Genomic DNA, 10,656 nt, shown 5'->3' on the forward strand with positions numbered 1-10,656 from the left:
CTCGTGCCCCCGCCGCCACGTCACCCCGTCGGCCCCCCACTCCACGATCCACTCGGCCCCCGGCACATCGGTCGCGTGCAGATGCAGGCTCCCCCGCGAGGCCGCCTCCCGCAGTTCCTCGGCGGCCATGTGCGGCATGTTCCGCTGCACCCACACGACGATCTCCAGCCACTCGTCGAGCGTGTCGGCGGCGACCTCGGGCGCGACGCCGTACGGCACCCCGGCGGCGAACGCCGCGTCGGCGCCGTGCACGGTCAGCTCGTGCGCCATACGCCGCGCCCAGAACCCGGCGTCCCACCGGTCCGCCCAGGCCCACACCCGCGCCTCGGCCCCGGCGTCCCGCAGCGCCTCCACGACCCCGCGCCCGGTCTCCTCCAGCCACGCCCCGAGCGCCCCGGCATCCCCCGCGAACTCGGGCGCGGCGACCTCGGGCAGCCGTTCCTCGGACCGCGCCCGCACCATCCGCTCGACCCACCCGAGCGCGCCCCCGACATGCCGCACCAGATCCTCGACGGACCACTCCGGACAGGTCGGCACGGCGGCCCCAAGGTCCACCCCGGACCCCACCACGGCCCTCAGCTCCCCGACCCGCAGGGCGATCTCGTCGCAGTAACGGTCGTGCGAAAGAAGCGTCATACCCCGACGCTAGACCGATTCGTCCCCGCCGAGAACGACCACTTCGGCCGCGTCGAACCCCACCCCGACGACGTCCCCGACGGCCGGCGCCGCCCGCAGGGCCACCGCCGCCTCCAGCCGGGGCGCACCCCCCTCGGGCGCCAACTGCACGGCGACGTGCGTCCCTTTGAAGGTCCGCCCCACGACGGTGCAGCGCACCCCTTCCCCGATCCGCACCCCGGCGGCCCGCACCAGCACGTCCCGCTCCCCCTGCGCCGACCCGGCGGGCACCGGCACCTTCCCCCACGGCGTGAGCGCGAACTCCCCCTGGACCGAGGCGGATACGACGTTCTCGAAGCCGAGGAACCGCGCGACGAACGCGTCGGCGGGCCGCTGCCACACATCGAGCGGCGTACCGGACTGGGCGATCCGCCCGTCCCGCATCACGACGACCCGGTCGGCGAGGGCGAACGCCTCCCCCTGGTCGTGCGTGACAGCGAGCACGGTCGTCCCCAACCCCCCGAACAGCTCCCGGAGTTCGACGACGAGCCGCTCCCGCAGCGACCGGTCCAGCTGCCCCAACGGCTCGTCCAGCATGAGCAGCCGTGGCCGGGGAGCCAGCGCCCGCGCCAGCGCGACCCGCTGCTGCTCACCCCCGGACAACGCCCCCACGGCCCGCCGCCCGGCCCCCGGCAGCCCGACGAGGTCGAGCAACTCCTCGACCCGCGACGCCTGTTCCCCCCGCGAGGCACCGTGCATCCGCAGCCCGAACGCGACGTTCCCGGCGACATCCCGCTGCGGAAACAGCTGATGGTCCTGGAACATCAGCCCCACTTCCCGCCGATGCACGGGCACCCCGCCCTGGTCCTTCCCTCCAAGCAACACCCGCCCGGCGTCGAGGGATTGAAGCCCGGCGACCACCCGCAGCAACGTCGACTTCCCGCTCCCGCTGGGCCCGAGCACACACACCACCTCGTGCTCCCCGACCTCCAGATCGACGGCGTCCAGCACGGCCCGCCCCCCGAACCGCACGGTCGCACCCTCAAGCCTCAGCATCTACAGCTCCCCGCTCCGCTCGGTCCGCAGCCGCTCCAGCACCAGCAGAGCCACCGCGCACACCAGCATCAGGATCGTCGAAAGGGCCATCGCCTGCCCGTAGTTGAGCTCCCCGGCCCGCCCCAGCAGCCGCGCCACGGCGACGGGCAGCGTCGGATTGTCGGGCCGCGCGATGAACACGGTCGCCCCGAACTCCCCGAGCGACACAGCGAATGCGAACCCGGCCGCGACGAGCAACGCCCGCCGCACCAAAGGGAGATCGACCTCCCGCCACACCCGCCACGGCGACGCCCCGAGCACAGCGGCGGCCTCCCGCAGCCGCTGGTCCACCGCCCGCAGCACCGGCAGCATCGTCCGCACCACGAACGGCACCCCCACGAGCGCCTGCGCGAGCGGCACGAGCAGCCACGAACTCCGCAGATCCAGCGGCGGTTCGTCGAGCGAGATCAGGAACCCGAACCCGACGGTCACCGCCGACACCCCGAGCGGCAGCATCAGCAGCGCGTCGAACCCCCGCACCAGCCGCCCCGCATCACGCCGGGCGAGCGCGGCGGCGGCCAGGCCCCCGATCAGCACGGCGATCCCGGTCGCGACGACCGCGTACTCCAGCGAGTTGCCGACCGCCTCGATCGGCGGCACCAGGAACACGTTCCCGTCGTCGGAGGTCAGCGCCCGATAGTACGCGAAGTCCGTTCCCCCGAGGGAGCGTTGGACCAGGACGGCGAGCGGGAGCAGCAGCAACAAGGCGACGGAAACGAGCACCCCCGCCAGCAGCACCCACTGCCCCCCGCGCGGCCTGCGCGCCGTCAGCGACGCGTCCACCAGCCGCAGCGCCGTCTCCCGCCGCCGTACGGTCCACGCGTGCACCGCGAGGATCGCCCCCACCGCCGCGAACTGGACGACCGTGAGCACAGCGGCCGTCGACAGGTCGAAGATCTCGGACGTCTGCCGGTAGATCTCGACCTCCAGGGTCGAGAACGTCGGCCCGCCGAGGATCTGCACGACCCCGAACGACGTGAACGTGAACAGGAACACCATCAGCGCGGCAGCCGCGACGGCCGGCCCGAGCGCGGGCAGCGTGACCCTCGCGAACGCCCGCAGCCGCGACGCCCCCAGCACCCGCGCCGCCTCCTCCTGCCGCGGGTCGAGCTGCGCCCACAGCCCGCCGACGGTCCGCACGACGACCGCGTAGTTGAAGAAGACGTGCGCCAGCAGGATCGCCCACACGGTCGTGTCCAGCCGTACGCCCCACAGCTCGTCGGTGAGGCCGCCCCGGCCGACGAGCGCCAGGAACGCCGTACCGACGACGACCGTCGGCAGCACGAACGGGACGGTGACGACCGCGCGCAGCACGCTGCGGCCGGGGAAGTCGAGGCGGGCGAAGACGTACGCGCCCGGCAGGGCGATCAGCAGGGTCAGCGCGGTGGACGCGAGGGCCTGCCAGGTCGTGAACCACAGGACGTGCCGGATGTCGGACTGGCCGAGGACGTCCCACAGCCGGCCGAGCTGCCAGGTGCCGTCCGCGTGCAGGCCGCGCAGCAGGATCGCGACGACCGGGTAGGCGAAGAAGATCCCGAAGAACGCGAGCGGCAGGGCCATCAGGCCCAGCCGGACTACTTGAGGACGAGAGAGGCCCACGTCTTGACCCAGTCGTCACGCTCGGCGGCGATCTTCGCCGGGGCCATGGTCGCGGGGGACTTCGCGGCGGGGCCGAACTTCGTGAACTCGGCCGGTACGGCGGCCCCTCGAAGCACCGGGTACACGAACATGTTCAGCGGCATGTCCTGCTGGAACTCCCGGCCGATCAGGAAGTCGATCAGCGCCTTGCCGCCCGCCGTGTTCTTCGCGTTGCTGAGCAGCCCGGCGAACTCGACCTGCCGGAAGCAGGTGCCCTCGGCGACCCCGGTCGGCGCGGTCGCCGGCTTCGGGTCGGCGTAGATCACCTCGGCGGGCGGGGAGGACGCGTACGACACGACGAGCGGCCGGTCCCCCTTCGCCTTCCTGCCGCCGGCCGACCCCGAGAACGCCTCGTTGTACGCCTGGTCCCAGCCGTCGACGACCTCGACGCCGTTCGCCTTCAGCTTCTTCCAGTAGTCCTGCCAGCCGTCGTCCCCGTACTTCGCGGCCGTCCCCAGTAGGAAGCCGAGCCCCGGCGAGGACGTCGAGACGTTCTCGGTGACCAGCAGGTTCTTGTACTCGGGCTTGATCAGGTCGTCGTACGACGCCGGCGGCGCGAGCTTGTGGTCGGCGAAGTACTTCTTGTCGTAGTTGACGCAGATGTCGCCGTAGTCGATCGGCGTGACCCGGTGCTTGCCCGCGTCGAGCTGGTACTCCTCGCCGACCTGCGCCAGGCCCTTCGCCTCGTACGGCTGGAAGAGGCCGTTGTCGAGGGCGCGGGACAGGAGGGTGTTGTCGACGCCGAAGAAGACGTCGCCCTGCGGGTTGTCCTTCGTCAGGATCGCCTTGTTGACGGCCTGCCCGGCGTCGCCGTCGGTGAGGACCTTGACCTGGTAGCCGGAGGTCTTCTCGAAGGCGGCGAGGACGGGCTTGGAGACGGCCCAGGAGCTGTGGCTGACGAGGGTGACGGTCTTGGACCCCGAGCCGGAAGCGGCCTGACCATCGGACTTGTCCGATGATCCGCACGCGGACAGCGCGACCATGCCGAGACCCACGGCGACGACGACGAACTTCTTCACGGTGATGACCGAACTTCCTACCCAGAATGACCTGGGCGAGGTTCAGAGGGTCTGCGGCCCGTTCGCCGCACTCTCAGCGCTGTCGCGCTCCCCTGTCGGATATATGACTGTACGACTACGAGCTTACCGTTCGGTAGCGGCGAGCTGTCCACACGCCCCGTCGATCTCCTGCCCCCGGGTGTCCCGGACGGTGACCGGCACGCCGTGCGCCGCGATCGCCTCCACGAACGCCTTCTCGTCCTCGGGCCGCGACGCGGTCCACTTCGAGCCGGGCGTCGGATTGAGCGGAATGAGATTGACGTGCACGGGCTTCCCCCGCAGCAGCCGCCCCAGCCGGTCCCCGCGCCACCCCTGGTCGTTGATGTCCCGGATCAGCGCGTACTCGATCGACAGCCGCCGCCCCGACTTCTCCACGTACTCGAACCCGGCGTCCAGCACCTCGCGGACCTTCCACCGGGTGTTGACGGGTACGAGGGTGTCGCGCAGCTCGTCGTCAGGCGCGTGCAGCGAGATCGCGAGCCGGCACTTGAGTCCCTCGTCCGCGAACCGGTTGATCGCCGGGACGAGCCCTACGGTCGACACGGTGATCCCGCGCTGCGAGAGCCCGAGCCCGTCGGGGTTCGGGTCGGTGAGCGCGCGAATGGCACCGACGACGCGCTTGTAGTTGGCGAGCGGCTCGCCCATCCCCATGAAGACGATGTTGGAGAGCCGGGCAGGCCCTCCAGGCACTTCCCCGTCCCGGAGCGCCCGCATCCCGTCCACGATCTGGTGCACGATCTCGGCGGTGGACAGATTCCGGTCGAGACCCGCCTGCCCCGTCGCACAGAACGGGCAGTTCATCCCACACCCGGCCTGCGAGCTGATACACATCGTCACCCGGTCCGGGTACCGCATCAGCACCGACTCGACGAGCGTCCCGTCGAACAGCCGCCACAGCGTCTTGCGAGTGGCCCCCTCATCGGTCGACAGATGCCGCACGACACTCATCAGCTCAGGAAACAGCGCTTCCTGAAGCTTCCCCCGCGCCCCCGCCGGAATATCAGTCCACTCCGCCGGATCATGCGCGTACCGCGCAAAATAGTGCTGCGAAAGCTGCTTCGCACGAAACGGCTTCTCCCCGACCTCGGCAACGACCTCTTTCCGCTCAGCGGGCGAGAGATCAGCAAGATGCCGCGGCGGCTTCTTGGCTCCGCGGGGGGCAACGAAAGTAAGTTCTCCAGGCTTAGGCATAGCTCGTCCAGTGTCGCAGACTCGGGAGGGTGCCTCAGCTCGTGATCAAGTCGATGAGGCCGTCGATCAGATCGAAGACCCTCCTGAGCCGCGACGCCTTCCTCCGGTGCTTCCACCCGCAGTACTTCTTCCGGAACCGCCGCCCGTTCTGCGGGACGGGCTCACCGCAGTACTCGCACGGCAGCTCGCCGTACCCCCGTCTCCCCCACGCCATGCGCGGCACCCTACGCAAAGAGCCCCCGCCCAGGAAGGGCGAGGGCTCCACGCTTCGAGCGGGTTCAGCCGGAACCGACGAACAGCACCAGCAACGACCACACCACCGGCGCCGTGGGGAGCAGAGAGTCCAGCCGGTCCATGATGCCGCCGTGGCCCGGCAGCAGGGTTCCCATGTCCTTGATGCCCAGGTCCCGCTTGATCATCGACTCGCCGAGGTCACCCAGCGTCGCGCTCGCGGCGACCGCGAGGCCGAGGAGGAGGCCCTGCCACCAGGTGCCGTCCTCGATGACGTACTGCATGAGCAGGGCGCCCGCGACCATGGCGAACGCGATCGCTCCGAACAGGCCCTCGCGGGTCTTGCCGGGGCTGATGCGGGGCGCGAGCTTGTGCTTGCCGAAGCGCCAGCCGACGGCGTACGCCCCCGTGTCGCTGACGACCGTCAGGACCAGGAAGACGACCACCCGGCGGTGCCCGTCGTCTGCGGTGAGCATCAGCGCGACGAACGTGGCCAGGAAGGGCACGTAGAACGCGGCGAAGACCCCGGCGGTGACGTCCTTGAGGTATCCCTCGGGAGGTTCCGTCATCCGCCAGACCAGCACCGCGAGGGCCGTGAGCGCCATGGCGACCCAGGCCCCCTCGGGCCCCCGCACGTACCCGGCGACGACCATCGCCGCACCGCCGACGGCGAGCGGCACCAGCGGCGCCTTGATCCCCTTGCGTTCCTGGAGCCGACTGGTCAGCTCCCACAGCCCGACGACGACGGCGACCGCTATCACCCCGACGAACACGGCCTTGACGATGAACAGCGAGGCGACGATCACCACCCCGAGCCCGACCCCGACCCCTATGGCCGCGCCCAGGTCACGCCCCGCGCTCTTCTTCTGCGGCGCGGGCTGCCGCTCGTCGGCCATGGGCTCCGGATTCTGCGGCACCGCCGCCTGGGGCTGCGCCGACGGGGTCTCGTCGTGGGGCACGATGGGCATGGGGCGAGTCTGCTGCGCCTGCGGCGCATCGTACGCGGGACCCGCCGGAGCGCCCCCCCAATACCCGGCCTGCCCGGACTGTGGCGGCGCCCCCCAGGAAGAGTCGTTCATCAGACTTCGAGCAGCTCCGCTTCTTTGTGCTTGAGCAGCTCGTCCACCTGAGCGACGTACTTCGCGGTCAGGTCGTCGAGCTCCTTCTCCGCGCGGCGGACCTCGTCCTCGCCGGACTCCTTGTCCTTGACGAGCTTGTCCAGGGTGTCCTTGGCCTTGCGGCGCACGGCGCGGATGGAGACCCGGGAGTCCTCGGCCTTGCCGCGCGCGACCTTGATGTAGTCGCGGCGCCGCTCCTCGGTCAACTCGGGGAAGTTGACGCGGATGATGTTGCCGTCGTTGCTGGGGTTGACCCCGAGGTCGGAGTCCCGGATCGCCTGCTCGATGTTGCGCAGCGCCGTCTTGTCGAACGGGGTGACGACGGCCATGCGCGGCTCCGGCACGGAGAACGAGGCCAGCTGGTTGATCGGCGTCGGTGCCCCGTAGTACTCGGCCACGATCTTGTTGAACATCGCCGGGTGCGCACGGCCGGTGCGGATCGCGGCGAAGTCCTCCTTGGCGACCACGACGGCCTTCTCCATCTTCTCCTCGGCTTCGAGGAGGGTCTCTTCGATCACCACTTGCTCCTGCGTGTCTTGAGTAGGCCCGGCTGCGGGTGCCTGTCGGCGGCGGCCGGCTGCGTCGCGTCTTCTTCCTGCACGGTTCCCGACCGGCAGGACATTGTCCATCCCCCGGTCAGGCCCGGGTGTCCTGGTCACCCACCAGAGTGCCGATCTTCTCACCCTTGACGGCGCGCGCGATATTGCCCTCGGCCAGCAGCTCGAAGACGAGGATGGGCAGCTTGTTGTCGCGGCACAGCGTGATGGCGGTGGCGTCGGCGACCTTGAGGTCGCGGGTGATGACGTCGCCGTAGCCGAGCGCGTCGAACTTGACCGCGTCCGGGTTGGTCTTCGGGTCGGAGTCGTAGACCCCGTCGACGCCGTTCTTGCCCATGAGGAGCGCCTCGGCGTCGATCTCCAGGGCGCGCTGGGCGGCGGTGGTGTCGGTGGAGAAGTACGGCATGCCCATGCCCGCGCCGAAGATGACGACGCGCCCCTTCTCCAGGTGGCGCACGGCGCGCAGCGGGATGTACGGCTCGGCGACCTGGCCCATCGTGATGGCGGTCTGGACCCGGCTGTCGATGCCCTCCTTCTCCAGGAAGTCCTGGAGGGCGAGGCAGTTCATGACGGTGCCGAGCATGCCCATGTAGTCCGAGCGGGCCCGGTCCATGCCGCGGACCTGGAGTTCGGCGCCCCGGAAGAAGTTGCCGCCGCCGATGACGACGGCGATCTGCGCGCCGTCGCGGACGACCGCGGCGATCTCACGGGCGATCTTGTGCACCACGTCGGGGTCCACACCCAGGCCGCCGCCACCGGCGAACGCCTCGCCGGACAGCTTCAGCATGAACCGGCCGCGTACCTTGCCGTCGTCGCTCTTCTGGGTCATGGGTGATCCCGTCTCTTTCACGTGGTGCACATACGAAGAAGGCCACTGCCGGTGGGATGTGTTCGCAACCCGTGCGCGGCAATGGCCTCCTTGTCAGATCTGCGGTCGTCCGTCACGCGCACCCGACCTTATCGGGATCGGGTGCTCGTCGCGGTACGGACTCAGATGCCGACCTTGATACGCGTGAAGCGCTTCAGGGTGACACCGGCCTCGTCCAGGATCTTCTGGACGGACTTCTTGTTGTCCAGCGCGTAGGGCTGGCCGAGCAGCGTGGCGTCCTTGAAGAAGCCGTTCACGCGACCCTCGACGATCTTGGCGATCGCGGCCTCGGGCTTGCCCTCGGCGCGGGTGGTCTCCTCGGCGATACGGCGCTCCGACTCGACGATCTCGGCCGGGACGTCGTCCTTGGTGAGGTACTTCGGCGCGAACGCGGCGATGTGCTGCGCGACGCCCTTGGCGACCTCGGCGTTCGGCTTGTCCAGCTCGACGAGGACACCGATCTGCGGGGGCAGGTCGGGCATCGTGCGGTGCATGTACGCGAGGACGAAGCCGTCGCTGTACTGCGCGAAGCGGTCGAGGACGATCTTCTCGCCGAGGTTGGCGTTGGCCTCGTCGACGAAGGCCTGGACGGTCTTGCCGGCCTCGATCTCGGAGCCGAGGAGGGCGGCGAGGTCGGCCGGGGACGTCTTGACGACGTGCTCGGCGATCTGCTGGGCGACGGCCTGGAACTTCTCGCCCTTGGCGACGAAGTCGGTCTCGCACTTCAGCTCGACGAGGACGCCGGAGGAGTTGTCGTCCGCGATGATCGAGACCACGGCGCCGTTCTCGGCGGAGCGGCCCTCGCGCTTGGCGACGCCCTTCTGGCCCTTGATGCGCAGCGCCTCGACGGCCTTCTCGACGTTGCCGTCGGCCTCGTCCAGGGCCTTCTTGCAGTCCATCATGCCGGCACCGGTGAGCTCGCGGAGCTTCTTGACGTCGGCGGCGGTGTAGTTCGCCATGAGTCTGTAAGTCTTTCTCGAAGTCTGGAAGATCTACCCGGTCCCGGCCTACGTGTAGCGGTGGCGCGGGACCTGCGGGTGAACGGCGGGGGCGACTCGGATGTCGTCGCCCCCGCCGTCAACGCTGACGGTGGCGGATCAGGCCTGCTCGGCCTCGGCGGCCGGGGCCTCGACCTCGGCGGCGGCCTCGGCGACCGGGGCCTCCTCGGCCGGAGCCTCAGCGGCGGGCGCCTCGGCGGGGGTCTCAGCAGCCTCGGCGGCGGGCGCCTCGGCGGCGGGGGCCTCGTCGGCCTTCTTCTCGCCCTCGAGCAGGTCGCGCTCCCAGGCGGCGAGCGGCTCGGCGGCGGCCTTGTCACCCTTGTCGCCGGTGTTGACGCCGGAACGGGAGATGAGGCCCTCGGCGACGGCGTCGGCGATGACGCGGGTGAGCAGGGTGACGGAGCGGATCGCGTCGTCGTTGCCCGGGATCTTGTAGTCGACCTCGTCGGGGTCGCAGTTGGTGTCGAGGATCGCGACGACCGGGATGTTCAGCTTGCGCGCCTCGCCGACGGCGATGTGCTCCTTCTTGGTGTCCACGATCCAGACGGCGCTGGGCACCTTGGACATCTCGCGGATACCACCGAGGGTCTTCTCCAGCTTGGCCTTCTCGCGCGAGAGCACGAGGAGTTCCTTCTTGGTCAGACCGGACGCGGCGACGTCCTCGAAGTCGATGAGCTCGAGCTCCTTCAGGCGCTGGAGGCGCTTGTAGACGGTCGAGAAGTTGGTGAGCATGCCGCCCAGCCAGCGCTGGTTGACGTACGGCATGCCGACGCGGGTCGCCTGCTCGGCGATGGCCTCCTGCGCCTGCTTCTTCGTGCCGACGAACATGACCGTGCCGCCGTGGGCGACGGTCTCCTTGACGAACTCGTAGGCGCGGTCGATGTACGACAGCGACTGGAGCAGGTCGATGATGTAGATGCCGTTGCGCTCGGTGAAGATGAAGCGCTTCATCTTNNCCTAGTTTTCTCGGTTGTGCCGCGGAAACCGGACGGTTCCCGCGCCTGACGCCCGCGATGCGCCGAGCCACGAGGACCGAGAGGCGCAGAGTACGGACCGTTTCCGGCCCCGTACCGGGGCGTGCGAAGTCGACCCGGTGACCCGGATCGCCGCTAAAAGTGTACGGGACGCGTACACCCCCGGATGACGCCGCTGTCCACAACCGGGAAGTACTCCACAGGCGTGAACGCGGACGCCCCCCGAGGACAACGCTCTACGTATGCCCAAAACCCTCTACGCCCTGCTGCTCCTGCTCCCCCCGACCACAACCTGGCCGGTAACCCCCCACCC

11 protein-coding genes are annotated in these 10,656 nt (G+C 69.8%); all 11 read right to left on the reverse strand.

The window, feature by feature from the left end; genetic code table 11:
* On the reverse strand, nucleotides 1-636 hold a 636-nt coding region (locus tag AOK24_RS14615), incomplete at its 3' end, for a maleylpyruvate isomerase family mycothiol-dependent enzyme (RefSeq protein ID WP_055720513.1).
* Nucleotides 637-645: 9 nt separating this feature from the next.
* Nucleotides 646-1,671, reverse strand: coding sequence for an ABC transporter ATP-binding protein (locus AOK24_RS14620; RefSeq protein ID WP_055720505.1), 1,026 nt, complete (start codon nucleotides 1,669-1,671; stop codon nucleotides 646-648).
* The gene (locus tag AOK24_RS14625; RefSeq protein ID WP_055720506.1) at nucleotides 1,672-3,270 is read right to left on the reverse strand and encodes an ABC transporter permease; all 1,599 of its coding nucleotides are present in this window, start codon (nucleotides 3,268-3,270) and stop codon (nucleotides 1,672-1,674) included.
* A gap of 14 nt (nucleotides 3,271-3,284) precedes the next feature.
* Complete coding sequence (locus AOK24_RS14630) at nucleotides 3,285-4,331, reverse strand: thiamine ABC transporter substrate-binding protein (RefSeq protein ID WP_055720514.1); 1,047 nt, start codon at nucleotides 4,329-4,331, stop codon at nucleotides 3,285-3,287.
* Nucleotides 4,332-4,490: 159 nt separating this feature from the next.
* Nucleotides 4,491-5,597, reverse strand: a complete 1,107-nt coding sequence (rlmN, locus tag AOK24_RS14635; RefSeq protein ID WP_055720507.1) for a dual-specificity RNA methyltransferase RlmN — start codon at nucleotides 5,595-5,597, stop codon at nucleotides 4,491-4,493.
* A 34-nt stretch (nucleotides 5,598-5,631) separates the two neighbouring features.
* On the reverse strand, nucleotides 5,632-5,811 hold the full coding sequence (locus tag AOK24_RS14640; protein ID WP_109364418.1) for a hypothetical protein: 180 nt from the start codon (nucleotides 5,809-5,811) through the stop codon (nucleotides 5,632-5,634).
* Between the two features lie 64 nt (nucleotides 5,812-5,875).
* Complete coding sequence (locus AOK24_RS14645) at nucleotides 5,876-6,907, reverse strand: phosphatidate cytidylyltransferase (RefSeq protein WP_055720509.1); 1,032 nt, start codon at nucleotides 6,905-6,907, stop codon at nucleotides 5,876-5,878.
* Nucleotides 6,907-7,464 (reverse strand): ribosome recycling factor, encoded by a 558-nt coding sequence (gene frr, locus AOK24_RS14650; protein WP_055720515.1) that lies wholly within the window; start codon nucleotides 7,462-7,464, stop codon nucleotides 6,907-6,909. Before frr ends, AOK24_RS14645 begins: the two co-directional genes overlap by 1 nt.
* Nucleotides 7,465-7,582: 118 nt before the next feature.
* Nucleotides 7,583-8,332: a UMP kinase gene (gene pyrH, locus AOK24_RS14655; protein WP_055720510.1), complete on the reverse strand. Its 750-nt coding sequence runs from the start codon at nucleotides 8,330-8,332 to the stop codon at nucleotides 7,583-7,585.
* 161 nt (nucleotides 8,333-8,493) lie between these two features.
* On the reverse strand, nucleotides 8,494-9,330 hold the full coding sequence (gene tsf, locus AOK24_RS14660) for a translation elongation factor Ts (RefSeq protein WP_055720511.1): 837 nt from the start codon (nucleotides 9,328-9,330) through the stop codon (nucleotides 8,494-8,496).
* Between the two features lie 138 nt (nucleotides 9,331-9,468).
* Nucleotides 9,469-10,323, reverse strand: an 855-nt coding sequence (rpsB, locus tag AOK24_RS14665) for a 30S ribosomal protein S2 (RefSeq protein ID WP_079056815.1), incomplete at its 5' end; no start/stop codon positions are given.
* Nucleotides 10,324-10,656: the final 333 nt, after the last annotated feature.

The sequence above is a fragment of the Streptomyces niveiscabiei genome (assembly GCF_001419795.1).
Classification (GTDB): domain Bacteria; phylum Actinomycetota; class Actinomycetes; order Streptomycetales; family Streptomycetaceae; genus Streptomyces; species Streptomyces niveiscabiei.

Excerpts from the sequence above, each read along its gene's own strand:
- AOK24_RS14620 (WP_055720505.1), bottom strand. The coding sequence starts at position 1,671 with ATGCTGAGGCTTGAGGGTGCGACCGTGCGGTTCGGGGGGCGGGCCGTG.
- AOK24_RS14625 (WP_055720506.1), bottom strand. The coding sequence starts at position 3,270 with ATGGCCCTGCCGCTCGCGTTCTTCGGGATCTTCTTCGCCTACCCGGTC.
- AOK24_RS14630 (WP_055720514.1), bottom strand. The coding sequence starts at position 4,331 with ATGGTCGCGCTGTCCGCGTGCGGATCATCGGACAAGTCCGATGGTCAG.
- rlmN (WP_055720507.1), bottom strand. The coding sequence starts at position 5,597 with ATGCCTAAGCCTGGAGAACTTACTTTCGTTGCCCCCCGCGGAGCCAAG.
- AOK24_RS14640 (WP_109364418.1), bottom strand. The coding sequence starts at position 5,811 with ATGGCGTGGGGGAGACGGGGGTACGGCGAGCTGCCGTGCGAGTACTGC.
- AOK24_RS14645 (WP_055720509.1), bottom strand. The coding sequence starts at position 6,907 with ATGAACGACTCTTCCTGGGGGGCGCCGCCACAGTCCGGGCAGGCCGGG.
- pyrH (WP_055720510.1), bottom strand. The coding sequence starts at position 8,332 with ATGACCCAGAAGAGCGACGACGGCAAGGTACGCGGCCGGTTCATGCTG.
- tsf (WP_055720511.1), bottom strand. The coding sequence starts at position 9,330 with ATGGCGAACTACACCGCCGCCGACGTCAAGAAGCTCCGCGAGCTCACC.